Source organism: Pseudogulbenkiania sp. NH8B (assembly GCF_000283535.1).
GTDB classification, from domain to species: Bacteria; Pseudomonadota; Gammaproteobacteria; order Burkholderiales; family Chromobacteriaceae; genus Pseudogulbenkiania; species Pseudogulbenkiania ferrooxidans.
Window position 1 is genome coordinate 1,427,010 of the sequence record NC_016002.1, and the last position, 16,958, is coordinate 1,443,967.

The 16,958-nt window shown below is 62.2% G+C and carries 13 protein-coding genes; 11 read left to right on the forward strand and 2 right to left on the reverse strand.

The features are described from left to right. Nucleotides 1-87 precede the first annotated feature (87 nt). On the reverse strand, nt 88-663 hold the full coding sequence (locus NH8B_RS06735; protein WP_232503544.1) for a ComEA family DNA-binding protein: 576 nt from the start codon (nt 661-663) through the stop codon (nt 88-90). Between the two features lie 242 nt (nt 664-905). Continuing rightward, nucleotides 906-1,559 (reverse strand): peroxiredoxin, encoded by a 654-nt coding sequence (locus tag NH8B_RS06740; protein ID WP_014086604.1) that lies wholly within the window; start codon nt 1,557-1,559, stop codon nt 906-908. Nucleotides 1,560-2,007: 448 nt separating this feature from the next. Between NH8B_RS06740 and NH8B_RS06745 the strand changes: the two genes are divergently transcribed. The 11 genes from NH8B_RS06745 (at nt 2,008) to NH8B_RS06790 (ending at nt 16,902) form a co-directional block, all read left to right on the forward strand. Beyond that, nucleotides 2,008-3,063 carry a phosphorylcholine phosphatase gene (locus tag NH8B_RS06745; protein ID WP_014086605.1) on the forward strand — a complete coding sequence of 352 codons (1,056 nt, stop codon included), beginning with the start codon at nt 2,008-2,010 and terminating at the stop codon, nt 3,061-3,063. Nucleotides 3,064-3,150: 87 nt separating this feature from the next. Continuing rightward, nucleotides 3,151-3,999 carry a glycine betaine ABC transporter substrate-binding protein gene (locus NH8B_RS06750; protein ID WP_008955484.1) on the forward strand — a complete coding sequence of 283 codons (849 nt, stop codon included), beginning with the start codon at nt 3,151-3,153 and terminating at the stop codon, nt 3,997-3,999. A gap of 519 nt (nt 4,000-4,518) precedes the next feature. Further along, the gene (locus tag NH8B_RS06755; protein ID WP_014086606.1) at nt 4,519-7,488 is read left to right on the forward strand and encodes a type VI secretion system Vgr family protein; all 2,970 of its coding nucleotides are present in this window, start codon (nt 4,519-4,521) and stop codon (nt 7,486-7,488) included. After that, the gene (locus tag NH8B_RS20385; RefSeq protein WP_014086607.1) at nt 7,481-9,016 is read left to right on the forward strand and encodes a peptidoglycan DD-metalloendopeptidase family protein; all 1,536 of its coding nucleotides are present in this window, start codon (nt 7,481-7,483) and stop codon (nt 9,014-9,016) included. The genes NH8B_RS06755 and NH8B_RS20385 overlap by 8 nt, the downstream gene beginning before the upstream one ends. Beyond that, entirely contained in the window at nt 9,009-9,527 is a 519-nt protein-coding gene (locus NH8B_RS06760; RefSeq protein WP_148282946.1) for a hypothetical protein, read from the forward strand. Before NH8B_RS20385 ends, NH8B_RS06760 begins: the two co-directional genes overlap by 8 nt. A 3-nt stretch (nt 9,528-9,530) precedes the next feature. Then, on the forward strand, nt 9,531-10,106 hold the full coding sequence (locus tag NH8B_RS06765) for a hypothetical protein (protein ID WP_014086609.1): 576 nt from the start codon (nt 9,531-9,533) through the stop codon (nt 10,104-10,106). A gap of 377 nt (nt 10,107-10,483) precedes the next feature. Then, entirely contained in the window at nt 10,484-11,017 is a 534-nt protein-coding gene (locus tag NH8B_RS06770; protein WP_008953048.1) for a DUF5943 domain-containing protein, read from the forward strand. A gap of 9 nt (nt 11,018-11,026) precedes the next feature. After that, complete coding sequence (locus tag NH8B_RS06775) at nt 11,027-13,087, forward strand: NADH:flavin oxidoreductase (protein WP_008953047.1); 2,061 nt, start codon at nt 11,027-11,029, stop codon at nt 13,085-13,087. Between the two features lies 1 nt (nt 13,088). After that, nucleotides 13,089-14,990: a (Fe-S)-binding protein gene (locus tag NH8B_RS06780; protein ID WP_014086611.1), complete on the forward strand. Its 1,902-nt coding sequence runs from the start codon at nt 13,089-13,091 to the stop codon at nt 14,988-14,990. 14 nt (nt 14,991-15,004) lie between these two features. Beyond that, nucleotides 15,005-16,132, forward strand: a complete 1,128-nt coding sequence (locus NH8B_RS06785; RefSeq protein WP_014086612.1) for an electron transfer flavoprotein subunit alpha/FixB family protein — start codon at nt 15,005-15,007, stop codon at nt 16,130-16,132. After that, nucleotides 16,129-16,902 carry an electron transfer flavoprotein subunit beta gene (locus tag NH8B_RS06790; protein WP_014086613.1) on the forward strand — a complete coding sequence of 258 codons (774 nt, stop codon included), beginning with the start codon at nt 16,129-16,131 and terminating at the stop codon, nt 16,900-16,902. Before NH8B_RS06785 ends, NH8B_RS06790 begins: the two co-directional genes overlap by 4 nt. The last annotated feature ends 56 nt before the right edge of the window (nt 16,903-16,958 follow it).

Sequence of the window (16,958 nt, forward strand, 5' to 3'; positions counted from 1 at the left end):
CCCGGCCATCCCCAAGGGCCTGACCGAGCTGTATCCGGGTCAAGGGCGAGGCACTGATCTCAGTGCGCCCCAGAGCCGGGGATGGGGTTACTGGCCGATACCGATGCCAACGCCACCCTGGGTTTTGACGCCTGCGGCTCCGCCGCTGCTGCCGGCTCCAACACCGACACCAACCCCTACGCCGACACCGGCCCCAGCCCCAGCTCCAACCCCAGCGCCGGCATTGGCGCCACTAGAGGTTTCCATCGGACGCTGATCAGCAGAGGCGCTACCGGCCCCCGCGGCGCCGGTCTTGCCCGCGGGGGCTTGACCCGCTGCCGTGGCCGCGCCTTCGGCACGGACCGCCGCACTGGCGTCGCTATTGAGCTTGTCGTTCACTTTCTGAAGTGTCGCCTTGGTGACACCCTTGACCTTGAGTAAATCGGACGACGACCGGAAATCGCCATGCGCCTTGTGGTAAGCCACGATTCTTTCGGCCTGCGTCTTGCTGAAGCCGGCTTGCACCAGCTCGACAGAGCTGGCGGCATTGATATCCAGTGCCAGAGCGGCGGAACTGCTCACTGCGAGAAGCAGGGCACCAACGAGGTGGGAATGAATCGGATGGTATTTCATTAAGGCTCCTTTTCCCTGACGGGTTTTCAAAGGGACCTTGATGGTAGCCAAGGGGTTATTCGAAACTGTTAATGAATTCCTTCATTTTGTTAAGTTTCTTTTCGGGATAACGCGGAAGGCCGGTTCCGTTCCCCGCCGATAGCTGCCGTCACCCACGGCTGTAGCACGGCCACCGGCACGCCAATTCCCTATGCCGACACATCGCGCCGAGCGGCGGCCAACCGCTGCCCGACAACGGAAGAGGGATATGCCAGGGCCGTCTGCGGCGACCCTGGCGCGCGGAGCATCAATGTCTACTTCGGCTGCGCCACCATGCGCAGGTAGGGCTTCAGCGTCTTGTAGCCCTCTGGGTATTTCTTCTGCGCCTCCTCATCCGATACCGAGGTCGGGATGATCACGTCGTCGCCCGGGCGCCAGTTCACCGGCGTGGCGACGGTGTGCTTGGCGTTGAGCTGCAGCGCGTCGAGCAGGCGCAGCACTTCGTCGAAGTTGCGCCCGGCGCTCATCGGGTAGACCAGCATCGCCTTCACCTTCTTGTCCGGGCCGATCAGGAACACCGAGCGTACCGTGGCGTTGTCGACGGCGGTGCGCGGCCCGGGGCTGGCGTTGGGATGGATCATGTCGTAGAGCTTGGCCACGTTCAGGTCTGCGTCGCCGATCATGGGGTAGTTGACGGCGTGGCCCTGGGTCTCGGCGATGTCGCCGACCCAGGCCTTGTGGTCGCTGACCGGGTCGATCGAGAGACCGATGATCTTGGTGTGGCGTTTGTCGAATTCCGGTTTGAGCTTGGCCATATAGCCCAGCTCGGTGGTGCAGACCGGGGTGAAGTCTTTCGGGTGCGAGAACAGGATGGCCCAACTGTCGCCGATCCATTCGTGAAAGTGGATGGTGCCTTCGGTGGTATCGGCAGTGAAATCGGGCGCTTCATCGCCAATGCGGATTGCCATGATCTTCCTCCTTGTGTACGTCGGGCTGGCGCCGCCGAAGCGGCCGCGGGCGGATGCCTGCTGCGCGCTGACATCGCAGCAGGCGGAGTCAGTATAGATACTGCGGCGCTGCGTGCCGGACCATCTTCACCATGTCGTTCACTAACAAGAACAGGTCGTCACAATGCCGCTGGGCTGGAACAGGGTTCGGCACCATGGAGTACAAGGAAAGTTCGACGAGGCCTGCGATCGCCATGCGCGGCGACGGCCCAGCCCACATAGTCAGGTATGCCCATGTACATGTCGGAGACCGGTTGGGACGAGGCCAGGCAGCACAAGTTGCTGGGTGAGCACGACGTGCGCGTGCTCACGAAGGTAAGGGGAGAGTGAGTCGTGAGTTACCCGGCGTGCGAGGCATGCCGGGTTTTTTTGTTTCATCAGTGTCGGTCCAACCCACAGGAGTGAGCGGATGAGTCGTTTGAAACGCGTTGCATTGTCGTTGTCGTTGCTGCTGGCCACGGCCGGAGTCCAGGCCACCGAGCTCAAGCACTGGCCGGGCGACGTCGCCCAGAAGCTGAATACCATGATCGCCGCCAACGCCCACAAGGGCGCCTACGCGGTGTTCGACATGGATAACACCAGTTACCGCTACGACCTGGAAGAGGCCTTGCTGCCGTTCCTCGAGATGAAGGGCGTGCTGACGCGCGACAAACTCGATCCCTCGCTCAAATTGCTCCCCTTCAAGGACACGCCGGGGTTCAAGGAGAGCCTGAACAGCTATTACTACCGGCTGTGCGAGGTGGACGACCTGGTGTGCTACCCGTGGGTGGCGCAGGTGTTCTCCGGCTTCACGCTGAAACAGCTCAAGGGCTACGTCGACGAGCTGATGACCTACGACAAGCCGATCCCGATCAAGTACTACAGCGGCGACAAAGTCGTGGAGGGCACGGTTAACCGCCCGCATCTCTACACCGGCATGCAGGAGCTCTACAACCGGCTGCAGGAAAACGGCATCGAGGTCTACGTCATGTCCGCCGCCGGCGAGGAGCTGGCACGCATGGTCGTCAGCGACCCCAAGTACGGCTACAACGTCAAGCCGCAGAACGTCATCGGCGTCAACATGCTGCTCAAGGATCGGACGAGCGGCGAGCTGACCAGCTCGCGGCTGCAGATCAAGAAGGGCAAGTACGACCCGGCGCGCAACCTCGACCTGGAACTGACCCCCTACCTGATGAACCCGATGACCTGGTACGAAGGCAAACTGGGCTCCATCGTCGGCTGGATCGACCAGTGGAAGAAGCCGGTACTGGTGGGGGGCGACACCCCGATCTCCGATGGCTACATGCTGCTCAACAGTACCGACGTCGAGAAGGGCGGGGTGCGGGTATGGGTCAATCGCAAGGCCAAATACATGCCGGCGATGCAGTCGTGGTGGGAAGAATCGGCCAAGCGCCAAGCTTCGCTGGGCCAGACGGTCACCGCCGACAAGAACTGGCTGGTGGTGAAGCCGGAAGACATCCAATAAATCAAACGATAAGCGGGACCACCCGCAGTAGCACGTAAAGCAGCAGAACGGGACTATTCCCATCTTTTATCATGTAGAGGAGTTGGCATGAAGCAAGTTCGCAACAGTGTCAAGCTGCTGGCCGCCATCGGCCTGGTCTGTTCCAGCGCCAGTTGGGCGGCCGACAAACCGCTGATCAAGATCGGCTACGTCGAAGGCTGGGCCGACAGCGTGGCCACCACGCAGGTCGCCGCCGCCATCATCAAGACCAAGCTGGGCTACCCGGTGGAGCTGGTACCGGTCGCCGCCGGCATCATGTGGCAGGGGGTGGCGCGCGGCGATCTCGACGCCACGCTGTCGGCCTGGCTGCCGGTGACGCATGGTGACTATTACCAGCAGCTCAAGGACAAGGTCACCGATCTGGGACCCAACTACCCCGGTGCCAAGATCGGCCTGATCGTGCCCGAGTACGTGCCCGCCAAGAGCCTGGCCGACCTCAACAAGTACAAGGACGCCTTCCAGGGCCGCATCGTCGGTATCGACGCCGGCGCTGGCGTGATGAAGAAGACCGAACTGGCGATCAAGGACTACAACCTCGACTACAAGCTGATGCCGAGCTCCGGTCCGGGCATGGCGTCCGAACTGGCGCGCTCGATCAACGCCAAGAAGCCGATCGCCGTGACGGGTTGGATTCCGCACTGGATGTTCGCCAAGTGGAAGCTGCGCTTCCTGGAGGATCCGAAGAAGGTGTACGGCGAGGAAGAACACGTCGACACCGTGATCAACCCCGGCCTGAACGCCAAGGCACCGCAAGTGGTGAGCTTCCTGAAGAAATTCTCCTGGAAGCCGGAGGAAATCGGCGCGGTGATGCTGGAGGTCGAGAACGGCGCCAAGCCGGCGGCAGCGGCCGAGAAATGGGTTGGTGCCAACGGCAAACGCGTGGCGGGCTGGCTGTAAGCTTCGTTCCCGGTAGTAAACATTCTCTCTCTTGAAGCCCCTTCGGGGGCTTTTTTCATGGCTCCGTCGATTTGGCGTATTACCCGCCCGGCAAGCCGCGCCATTGTTGGGTTTTGTGATGGCTTGAACCCGAAAGCGGGGCCGGTGTGTGGTGTCGTCCCGCCGTTTCTCAGCTGGTCATTCAGGAAGAAACCGCTGAGCTGATGGCGGGGGAGGAAGAGGCGGACGGTTTGGTGTCGTTAGCACCAAGCTAGCTTTCGCTAAAAAACATTGTCATCAATTTTTCGGGTTCCGTCATGGTGACGGGTGCTCGTCGGATGCCTCCGGTCAGGCTATCCAGTGCGGACAAATGGCCTACAAAGCATAGCCAGCCGATAGATGGAGATGGATAGTCCCCGCTTTCCTTATCCTCGCAAGCTTGCTGTATGGAATTGCCAATAGCATAAATATTGCGGAAAATGCCGTATTCAAAATTGCCATTCTTGCCATCAGGCGACCCCGGCCATCCACCCGATACTCATGACCATTCACTCACTCCTTGCCAGCTTCGCCGCCGCCTTCAGCCAGGAGCAGCGCCTCCTCACCCTGCACCTGGGCGACGGCCAGCGCTGGGGCGAGACGCTGCTGCCGCTTGCCGTGCACGGCGACGAGGCCGTCTCCGACAGCTACCGCTACCGCGTCGAGTGCCTGTCGCCCGACGCCGGGCTCGAACTGAAGTCGCTGCTCGGCGTGCCGGTGCGGCTCGGCCTCGCCGGGGCGGACGGGACCGAGCAGGTGCGCGGCGGTGTGGTCAGCGCTGTCGACAGCCTGGGGGCCGACGGCGGCTTTGCCAAGTACGCCCTTACCGTCGAACCGCCGTTCGCGCTGCTGCGCCTGCGCCGTACCTCGCGGGTGTTCCAGGACCTCTCGGTGCCCGACATTGTGCGCCAGGTGTTCGCCGAACACGCCGCCGCCAACCCGGTGTTCGCGGCGGTGCAGCGTCTCGACTTCGTGCTCGCGGGCGAGCTGCCCTCCCGCAGTTACTGCCTGCAATACCGCGAGAGCGACTACGACTTCCTCGTGCGCCTGCTGCACGAGGAAGGGTTGGCCTGGCGCTTTGAGCATGGAGAGAGAGCGAGCGAGCCAGGTCGCGCCGCGTCGCGAGGGGCTCTCCCGCAGGTCCAGCTCGTCGCCTTCGACGACCCGTATTCGCCGCCGGCCGCCGGGGTGGAGCGGGTGCGCTTCCACCGCAGCGATGCGACGGAAGAAGAGGATGGCCTCACGCGCTGGGACGGCACGCGCCAGATCGTTAGCGGCGGCGTGACGCTGGCCAGCTTCGACTACCAGCCTGTCGCCACCGGCCACAGCGGCGATAGCAGCGCCGTCGAGCAGGGCTCCGATGGGACGCGGTTGCAAAGCAGCCTGCAGGACTACGACGTCCCCGGCCCCTACTACGCCGGCGACGCCGACCAGCTCGCCCACTACGCCCGGCTGCGCCAGCAGGCGCACGACGCGCAGGCCAAGCGCTTCGACGGTGGCGGCTCGGTGCGCGGGCTCGCCGCCGGGCAGTGGTTCCGCCTCGACGATCACCCGGCGCACGAGGGGGACGCTCCCGAACAGCGCGAATTCGTCGTCACGCGCCAGGCCTTCACCGCCCGCAACAACCTACCGACCGACCTGGCACGGGCGCTGCCGCCCAGCCTTCGGCCAACCTCGACCGCCGGCGCGGGGGCCGACACCTCGGCAAGCGACGTTCCGTACCACACCACCTTCAGCGCCCAGCGCCGCGGCCTGCCGCTCACCCCGGCCTACGCCGGCACCGCGCTGGCCAAGCCCACCGCGCGCGGCGCCCAGACCGCCACCGTGGTCGGGCCTGCGGGGGAAGAGATCCACACCGACGCCCACGGCCGCATCAAGGTCCAGTTCCACTGGCAGCGTCCCGACGAACACCCGACGATCGGCGCCAACCTCGACGACACCTCCAGCTGCTGGCTGCGCGTCGCCATGCCCGCGGCCGGCGCCGGCTGGGGCCACCAGTTCATCCCGCGTATCGGCCAGGAAGTGCTGGTCGACTTCCTCGAAGGCGACATCGACCGCCCGATCATCACCGGCGTGCTGTACAACGGCAGCCACCCGCCGCCCGCCTTCAGCGGCGCCGGCAAGCTGCCGGGCAACCAGACTCTGTCCGGCATCAAGAGCAAGGAACACCACGGCGGGCAGTACAACGAACTCTTGTTCGACGACACCCCCGGCGAAGTGCGCGCCAAACTGTCGTCCGAACACGGCGCCACCCAGCTCAACCAGGGCTACCTCGTCCACCCGCGTACCGACGGCAAGGCCACGCCCCGCGGCGACGGCTTCGAACTGCGCACCGACCGCCACGGCGCGATCCGCGCCGGCCACGGCCTGCTGCTCAGCACCGAAGCGCAGCCCTCCGTCTCCGGCAAACAACTGGGGCGCGACGGCGCGCAAAGCCAGCTCGACGCCGCACTGAGCCTGAGCCAATCGCTGGGCGAGACCGCTACCGCGCAGCTGGCCGATACCGTTGAAATCGGGCCGGAGACGATTCAGCCGGACAACGGCAAGGGAGCGAAGAAGCCCGACGGTCACCTGCAGCACCACGTCGCGGCGCTGAAGGCCTGGGAAGCGGGAACCAACACTATTCCTTCGCGACGCTCCGCTACCTCGCTCAGTCACAAAGACAGCAAAACCGCAGGTGATCAGGCAGGCCAACAACCGCTGATGGTCCTGTCCGCCCCGGCCGGCCTCGCCGCAACCACCGACAACAGCCTCACCCTGGCGGCTGGGACGAATATCGACCAAATCGCCCAGCGCGATACCCAACAGACCTCGGGCCGGCGCTGGCTGCACAACGTGGGGCAGCACATCAGCCTGTTCGTCGCCGGAGTGAAGGACGCGGTGAGTCTGAAACTGATCGCGGCCAAGGGCAAGGTGCAGGTCCAGGCGCAGAGCGATGCGATGGAGCTGACGGCGGATAAGGACGTGACCGTTGCCTCGTGCAAGGACAGCATCACCATCGCGGCCAAGGAAGAAATTTTGCTCAACGTTGGCGGTGGCGCCTACATCCGTATGTCAGGGGGCAATATTGAGGTGCACTGTTCAGGCACGGTGAGTGTGAAGGGGGAGAATCATGTGATGAGCGGGCCGGCACAGATGAATATGTCTTTCCCGGCCCTCTCCCTTGCAGAGGCTCGGATGTCAAGTGCCCAGGTAACGATCAATAAGCTACTGATGGAGGAGCTCGCTGCCAGTCATGATGCTCCAACCCTCAAATACCGCTTCATCGATACCTCTACCAATGAAGTTACCCAGTCCGGCACACTGTCCAAAACAGGAGATACCGAAAGAGTCTTCACCGAAGATCGCAAAGACCTTGCCCTTGTGGTTGAGAATGAGTCAATGCCGTGGTCTTTAATTGAAGATCATCATTACTTCATCGACACTCCAGAGGAGCCTGAACCTCTCACCTTCTTTAAGAACAATGACTAACGAAACTGATTTTTTTATTTTTGTTTCTACGATATATGGCGAGGCTGCAGGTCAAAGTCCTGCATCATGGAAGGCTATTGCAAATGTAATAACAAACAGAATCAAGCAGGGTCGAGAATGGAAAAAATACAAAACCCCTGTTGAAATAATACAAAATACAGGTTTTGATGCGTATACACAAAAAAATACGCCATACAAAGAGGCTTACGATTATATCGCCAATGGAGCTCAGACGCCCAATGCTCAAAAGATCGAGCTACTGAAAAGCACGGTAGAGTCCATCTTTGAGGGTGGTGGACCGGATAACACCAACGGAGCCGTTTTATACTACAGTCCGAAAGCACAGGAAAAGCTGTACGGCAAACCGCCCTCTTGGAATTTCGACCTCTTGGAAGAGGTGAAAGTAGCAGGCACCGAGAGTGATGACTTCAAGTTCTACAAATACCGTGCTATCGCCAAAGTCAAGATCAGATTTCTTCGGCCGGACATGCCTTTGGCCCACAGAGAGGTCAAGGCAAAAATTGGTGGCAATGAAAAAATTGTCAAAACTAATGAAAAAGGGGAGATCCCAGTTATCCTAACTGACAGGATCGGAGAGGAGCTGCAAATATGGATCAAGAATTCAAAAGGGGAGTTTTCAAAAGCTTATGAGCAAACCATTGAGGCGCTGGAAATGGCAATTGACATTGTCAGAAACAAGATTGTTCATCAGACCGGAACTGACAACCATGTTGGAAAACCGGCTCAGCACAGCTCTTCAAGTCACACAGTGCAGCCTGGGGAGACGCTGAGCAAAATTGCGATGCGTTATAATATTAGTATATTCGAATTATGTCGCGTCAATAAAATAAAGAATCAAAATGTTATTTCCGACGGTCAGGTGTTGGAGCTTCCCAACGGTAAAGGCGCCCAGCCAAGAAAACAGAGCAAGCTCCTGGAGCCGAACGCCCATCAACAAGAGGCCAGATATGAGTCTCATGCGGTTAGAAATAAAAATGGCAATCCGCACGAGACAGTAGGGAAAACCAAAAAAGATTCAGACGTTGTTGCTAAGATATTGTTTCCGATTGCCGGGCATAACAGGAAAAGTTACCGGGCGGGCATGCCTGGCGAGTTTGGCCATTCACGAGCGGGCAGAAAACATGCGGGGTGCGATATCTATGCGTCAGCGGGAACAGAAATTCGTGCTGTCGCGGATGGGGTTGTGGTTGATAAGCACAGATTTTATTGGCACACCGATCAGATAACTGTGGATCATGGTGGTTTTATTGTCCGTTATGGCGAAATTGATCCGCGCAGTTCCGAGTTGAAAGTGGGCGAAAAGGTAAAGCGAGGACAAGTTATCGCAAGGGTTGGTCAGCTTATTATGCCCAGTGGTAAAAAATATAAGCAATGTATGCTGCACTTTGAGTTGTACGGCAGTTCTATCTCTGTGGCAAAGAAGCCATTATCAAACGACACCCCGCCATTTAAAAGGCGTGATGATATTGTAAATCCGACAGCCACACTGGATGCAGCTGATGATTAAGAGAACGACCAAGTTGATTATGACAATAGCAACAACAGTCAGCCTGGCTTCAGCCATGGCCGAAACTGATAACAGGAATCTCTTTTCTTACCTTTCAAACCCTAGGGGAATCGTGGGTAAAAACAGCAAACCTCTGGTCTTGTTTCTGGAAAAAAACTGCAAGCTTGGGAGTGATGATAGAGGTAAACTTAGAGGAAACTATAGCGAAATTTACGAATGCCAGCTGAATGATAAGAGCATTACTGTTGGTGTTAATATCCAAAAAAAAACCAAGACAACCGAATATTTTTCCCTTTTGGCCCCGGAGGAGTTGTACTCAAATATCTTTAAGAAAATTGAGGAGAAAAATGGTAGGGGCTATAAGATAGATGAATCTGGCGGCTCCTATAAAATCAACGGATGGACTATCTCTCTCTCGAGTAGCAAGAATGTCAGTCTAGAAATTGAAATTATCAAGAAAGATAAAAAGGTTCTTCTGCAGGCACACGTAGAAGGGAATGAAGGGCCATAATCCATGAAAAAAACTCTTACGATTGCGCTGTGTGCCGTATCCATGCCGTGTTTTGCGGAGATCGTAAAGCTCAGCTCCTCCGATAAGACGGAAAGCATCATTTACAGTTGCAATGATGGCGGATGCTCAGCATGGATTGATTCCGACGGCAGCAAGACCGGTTTGTTCAAGGATGTACCAACAAGCACGGTCAGCGCGAAATGGCGCTCGCTCAGGCTGGCCGAGGTAACCTTGTCCTGTGGCAGCCCGTGCAATGTGAGCTTCTTTTACCGGAAGGAGAACGGGGTGTCGAAGCCCTTGCACGACGTACTGGCGGTGGACGCCAGGCGGGCCTGCGTACTAAAGCCAACGGACGATGGTAAGGGCATAGAGATAGCGCCTATCTTCAATAAAAATGGTGCCAAGTATTACTGGCAGGCCAGGTACAGTGATCCCAAGTTCGGCTTTTACACCCAGTCTGCAGTGATCTTTTCCACAATAAAGGGAACGTTCGAAGCCGATGGAAAGCTGAAACTGAGCTATTTGAACAAGGATGGTAACAACACCGAAAAGCTGATTGACCAGAAATGCCCGGATTAGATGCTCCATCCCTGAAGAGTACCGACTCGCGGTGACTCCAGCCGCTAGTCGTGAGTGGTGGAGCCACCGGCTCATCCCGCAAATCCGCCAGTTAGCGCTGGCGGATTTCATTGATGTACCTCTGACGGACTCGTGATCACTGCCTGGTTCTTCAACGCTAGCTGCCAGCCTCCTGCTGGTATGCGAGACCATTCCAAATTATCTCATACGCGTTTGTAGCCACCACCCCGGTCGTCTTCACACGCCACCCCGTGTCGGTCTGCGGCAAAAACCGGTCGCTGCTGCCGACGTTGGCCGAAACCGCCTCGTGCACCATTTCTCCTGACTGACGGCGTGCCCCCTGTGCGCCGTGCCACGACAACGTGCAGGAGATTCTGATGCAACCACTCGTTCCTATCGACGTAGATCCGGATTCCGGTGTGTGGACTACCAACGGCCTGCCGATGCTGTATGTGCCGCGCCACTTCTTCGTCAACAACCACATGGCCGTCGAAGCGGCGCTGGGCAAGGGCACCTATTCCGAGGCGCTGTACGACGCCGGTTACCGCTCCGCCTACTTCTGGTGCGACAGCGAAGCGCGCACTCATGGCCTGGAAGGCATGGAGGTGTTCGAGCATTACCTCAACCGTCTGTCGCAGCGTGGTTGGGGCCAGTTCTCCTTCATCGAGGCCGACGCAGCCACCGGCCATGCCAAGATCCGCCTCGACCATTCCTGCTTCGTGCTGGCGCAGGGCGTGGCCGGTGCGCCGCAAAGCGAAGGCATGGCCTGTTACATGTTCGCAGGCTGGTTTGCCGGGGCCATGGACTGGGTGGGCGAGAAGCTGGGCTACGACTACCACACCATCAGCGCCGAAACCCAGTGCGCCGGCCAGGGCGCCGACTACTGCGTCTTCACCGTCGAGCCGAAGTAAGGGGGCATCATGCGCTATCCGCACCTGTTTTCGCCGATCACGCTGAACAAGCTGACGCTGCGCAACCGTATCGTCAGCACCGCGCACGCCGAGGTGTACGCCGAGCCCGGCGGCCTGCCCGGTGAGCGCTACATCCGCTACTACGAGGAAAAGGCCAAGGGCGGCCTCGGTCTCGCCATCTGCGGCGGTTCCAGTCCGGTGTCGATCGACAGCCCGCAAAGCTGGTGGAAGTCGGTGAACCTGTCCACCGACAGGATCATCGATCCGCTCGCCAGGTTGGCCGAAGCGATGCACCGCCACGGCGCCAAGATCATGATCCAGGCCACCCACATGGGGCGCCGCTCGAGCTACTACGGCGAGCACTGGCCGCACCTGGTGAGCCCGTCCGGGGTCCGCGAGCCGGTGCACCGCGGCAACGCCAAGATCATCGAAGCGCACGAGATCAAGCGCATTATCGGCGACTTCAAGCAGGCCGCGCGCCGCATCAAGGCGTCGGGTCTCGACGGCATGGAAGTGTCGGCCGCGCACCAGCACCTGATCGACCAGTTCTGGAGCCCGCGCACCAACTTCCGTACCGACCAATACGGCGGCTCGCTGGAAAACCGCATGCGCTTCGGCATCGAGGTGTTCCAGGCGATCCGCGAGGAAGTCGGCGCCGACTTCTGCGTCGGCCTGCGCATGTGCGGTGACGAATTCCACGAAGACGGCCTGACCCACGACATGCTCAAGGACATCGCCCAGGCGATGTCGGAAACCGGCCTGATCGACTACCTGTCGGTGGTCGGCTCGGGCGGCGACACCCACAACACCCTGGCCAACTGCATGCCGCCGATGGCGCTGCCGCCGGAACCGTTCGTGCATCTGGCCGCCGGCATCAAGTCGGTGTCCAAGGTGCCGGTGATGCACGCGCAGAGCATCCGCGACCCGAACCAGGCCGAGCGCATCCTGTCCTCCGGCATGGTCGACATGGTCGGCATGACGCGCGCCCACATCGCCGACCCGCACCTGGTGATCAAGATACGCGACGGCAAGGAAGACCAGATCCGCCAGTGCGTCGGCGCCAACTACTGCATCGACCGCCAGTACTTCGGTCAGGACGTGCTCTGTATCCAGAACGCCGCCACCAGCCGCGAAGCGACCATGCCGCACACCTTCGAGAAGGCCAAGCACAAGCGCAAGGTGGTCGTCGTCGGCGCCGGCCCGGCCGGGCTGGAAGCCGCCCGCGTCGCCCGCGAGCGCGGCCACGACGTGGTGCTGTTCGAGAAGAACGACGTGGTCGGCGGCCAGATCGTGCTCGCCGCCAAGGCGCCGCAGCGTGAGCAGATGGCCGGCATCGTGCGCTGGCTCGACATGGAAACCCAGCGCCTGGGCGTGGACCGTCGTCTCGGCACCGCCGCCGACGAAGCCATGATCCTGGCCGAAAAGCCGGACATCGTGGTGCTCGCCACCGGCGGTGTGCCCAACAGCGGCATGGTGCCGGGCTGGGGCGTGGCCGAAGGCTTGGCCGTCACCGGCTGGGACATCCTGTCCGGCAAGGTCGAGCCGAAGAAGAACGTGCTGGTGTACGACGCCGTCAGCAGCCATGCCGGCTTCGGCGTGGCCGACTTCCTGGCAAGCCGCGGCAGCCAGGTGGAAATCGTCACCCCGGACGTGAAGGTAGGCGACGACACCGGCGGTACGACCTTCCCGATCTTCTACCGCCGCCTCTATGCGCAGGGCATGATCCCGACCCCCAACTACTGGATGGACAAGGTCTACCAGGAGGGCGACAAGCTGATCGCGGTGCTGCGCAACGAATACACCGAGGCGCTGGAAGAGCGCGCGGTCGACCAGGTGGTGATCGAGAACGGCATCCTGCCGAACGACACGCTGTACTGGTCGCTCAAGGAACGCTCGAAGAACCAGGGCATCACCGACGTGCACACGCTGTTCGCCTCGCAGCCGCAGCCGTGCCTGTCCGAGCCGCTCAGTGGCGACGAATTCCTGCTGTTCCGCGTCGGCGACTGCATCTCCATGCACAACATCCACGGTGCGATCTATGACGCACTGCGTCTGGTGAAGGACTTCTGACATGACATTCACCCTGGCTTATGCACTCACCGGCCTGTTCTGGCTGGGCGCGGCGCTGCTGTCGCTGGGGCTGGTGCGCCGGGCCGCGCTGTGGCGGCAGGGGCGCGCCGCCCCCGTGGCGCTGGGCTGGCTCATGACCATCCCCAAGCGCTATTTTGTCGACCTGCACCACGTGGTGGCGCGCGACCCCTTCATCGCCAAGGCCCACGTGGCCGTGGCCGGCGGGGCGGTGGCGGTGCTGGCGCTGGCGGCGCTCAACTACGGTCTGATGCTGTACCTGCCGGCGCTCGACGCCCTGATGCTGCTGGCCGCGCTGTTGATGCTGTTCGGCGCGGTGTTGGTGCGTTCGCGTCGCAAGGCGCCGCCGGCTCGGCTCTCCAAAGGGCCGTGGAACCGTCTGCCCAAGAGTCTGCTGGCGTTCGCCGTCGGCAGCGCGTTGGCGGCGCTGCTGGCACTGAGTGGTAACGCCTTCGGCGCCGCCGCGCAGGGCCTGGCCTTGCTGGCGCTGGCGGGTCTCGTCCTGGGCGGCGCCGAGCTTGCCCTCGGCGTTGGCCTCGGCGGCCCGATGAAGCACGCCGTGGCCGGCTTGCTGCACCTGGCCTTCCACCCGCGCCAGGACCGCTTCAGCGGCGACAAACGTTCCACCGACCTGAAACCGATCAACCTGGTCGGCAAGGACTACGGTGTCGAAACGCCGGCCGACTTTGCCTGGAACCGCCTGCTGTCGTTCGACGCCTGCGTGCAGTGCGGCAAGTGCGAGGCCGCCTGTCCGGCCTACGCCGCCGGCCAGCCGCTCAACCCGAAGAAGCTGATCCAGGACATGGTCACTGGCATGGCTGCCGGTAGCGGCCCGGCCTACGCCGGCAACCCGCATCCGGGCCAGGCCGGCAAGGTGCGCCAGGGCAACCCGCATCAGCCCATCGTCGGCGGCCTGCTCGATCCCGAAACGCTGTGGTCGTGCACCACCTGCCGCGCCTGCGTCGAGGAGTGCCCGATGCTGATCGAGCACGTCGACACCGTGGTCAGTCTGCGCCGTCACGTCACGCTGACGCGTGGCGAGGTGCCGGGCAAGGGCCGCGAGGCGCTGGCCAATCTGCGCGATACCGATACCGTCGGTGGCTACCCGCTGGCTGCGCGCTACCACTGGGCCATCGACCTCAACGTGCCGGTGCTGCTGCCGGGCGAGCATACCGACTGGCTGCTGATGGCGGGCGAGGGCGCTTTCGACATGCGCTATCAGCGCGCGCTGCGTGCGCTGGTCAAGGTGCTCAAGGCTGCCGGTTTGAAAGTGGCGGTGCTGGGCGAGGTGGAACCCGATTGCGGTGATTTGGCGCGCCGTCTCGGTGACGAGGCGACCTTCCAGCAACTCGCCGGCAAGATGATGAGCACACTGGGGCGTTATCGCTTCAACCGTATCGTGACCCCCGACCCGCACCTGTTCCATTGCCTGAAGAACGAGTATCCGGTGCTGGGTGGACGCTACGACGTGGAACATCACAGCCAGGTGCTGGCCGACCTGCTGGAACGCGGCGCCGTACCGCTCAAGGCCGACGCGGCGCCGCTGCCGGCCACCACTTACCACGACCCGTGCTACCTCGGCCGCTACAACGGCGAGACCGATGCGCCGCGCCGTGTGTTCAAGGGTATCGGCATCAAGGTGGTGGAGATGGAACGTTCCGGGCGCAAGGGCCGCTGTTGCGGCTGGGGCGGTGGGGCATCGTTCACCGACATTCCGGGCGAGCGCCGCATCCCTGACATGCGCATGGACGACATTCGCGCCACCGGTGCCGAACAAGTGGCGGTAGCCTGCCCCAACTGCACCGCGATGCTGGAAGGCGTGGTGGGGCCGCGACCGGAAGTGGTCGAGCTGGCTGAATTGGTAGCCGCACGGCTGGCTAACTGAGAGCGGGAGAAAGCATGTACAACGATCGACCCATTCCGCGCATCGACCCGCGCCGGCCCTATGTGATCGGGCCGTCCGGACTCAAGCGCATCGTGCTGGGCGAGAGCGTCGGCAGCCGCGAGCCGCTGCTCGCCGGCCACGCTCACAGCCAGCAAAAACCGCAGCGCAGCGCCGGCCCGTTCGCCAGGCGTTCGCTGGTGGTGATCCATACCGACCGCGGCGCACTCGATGAGGCGGCACGCGAAACCCTGGCCGCCGCCGCCATCATGGCCTCGGCCGACACCGAGGTGCTGGTCGTACTGTTCGGCGCGCAGGCCGAGGCGCTGGGCGATGCCGCGGCGCTGGCCGGTGCCGACCGCGTGTTGTGCGTGGAAGACCCGGGCTATGCCCCGGAGCGCAAGCTCGCGCTGCTCGCGCAGCTGTGGAAGCAGGAGGCGCCGCAACAGGTGTGCTTCCCCGACCGTAGCGCCGATGCCGACCTGGGACGGCGCTTTGCCTGCCGCCAGCGCCTGGCCATGGCCAGCGACGTGATCGAGGTGGTGGCCGGAAGTGAAGTGCGCCGCTTGGCGCCAGGCGGGCGCTTCGCCGTGCGCGACATTCCGCCGGTGCTGCTGTTGGCGCGCAAGGTGGCCGATGCCCGGCTGCCGTTCCGCGGCGCCGGTGTGGCGATGCCCGATCTCAAGCTGCCGTCGGTGCCGGACCGGATCCGCGATCTGGGCAGCCGTAGCTGCCCGGCCTCGCAGCTTGCCCTGGAAGAAGCCGACCTGATCGTCTCCGCCGGCAACGGTGTGCAGGATACCGCCGGCCTGCGCGAGTTGGCCGAAACCATGGGCGCGGCCGTCGGGGCCTCGCGGGTGGCGGTGGACGACGGCCGTTTCACCCGCGACAAGCAGGTCGGTGCCACCGGCAAGACGGTGCAGGCCAGCGCCTATCTGGCGTTCGGCATCTCCGGCGCGGTGCAGCACCTGCAGGGCATCAAGGAATGCCGGCATGTCATCGCCGTCAACCTGGACGCCTCCGCGCCCATCGTCAAACGCGCCGATCTCACCCTGGTGGAAGATTGCCAGGCGCTGATCGCCGCGCTCAACAAGCTGCTGGCCGCCGAACGCTCGGCCAGGCCCGTGACGGAGAACACCCGATGAGCACTCCCATGCTGAAAGTGGCCGTGCTGGTGGCCCCGGCCATTCACCCGGTGAGCGGCCGCCCGTGTACCCATCCCGCCGACAGCGCCGCGCTGGCGCTGGGGCTCAAGCTCGCCGGGTCATCCGAGCGGCTCACTGTGTTGTACGCCGGCGCCGCCGCGGACGAGGCGCTGGCGGGCTATCTAGCTCAGGGCGCGTCGTGTGTCACGGTGCTGCCCACCGCCGAAGACGCCGACATCGCACCGCTTCTGGCGGCGCAGATCGCCGACGCCGAGCTGGTGCTGTGCGGCACCCGCTCCGGCGGCGGGCAGGGCAGTGCGCTGTTGCCCTACCAGTTGGCCGAAGAACTCGAGGCCCCGTTGTTGCCCGATGCGCTCTCGCTGGCGATCAAGGGTGGCTCGGTCGAAATTGAGCAATTCCTGCCCAAGGGGCAGCGCCGCTCGCTCGCCGCCGCACTGCCGGTGGTGGTCACGGTGCACGAGCGTGCCGTGCCGGCTCTGCCGTACTCCCATGCGCGCAAGGAAGCGGGCAAGGTGCGCAGGCTGATGCCGGTGGCCGCCAAGGCTGCCGAGTGGCGCTATGAGCCGGCCGGCCGTCGTGCCCGTCCGCTGGTCGCCGCCAGCCGCGCCAGCGGGCATGAACGCATGCTGGGGGCGATCGCCGCCGATGACGGAAAAACGACTGGCCTGGTCGTAAAACAAGGTGATCCAGTCGAAAAAGCACAAGTTCTGCTCGATTACCTGCGCGACCATCAGCTCGTCGATTTCTGACAACAACTTGCCGCCACCCGCCCCACCCGGGGGCGGCTTTATAACCCGAAGCAGCG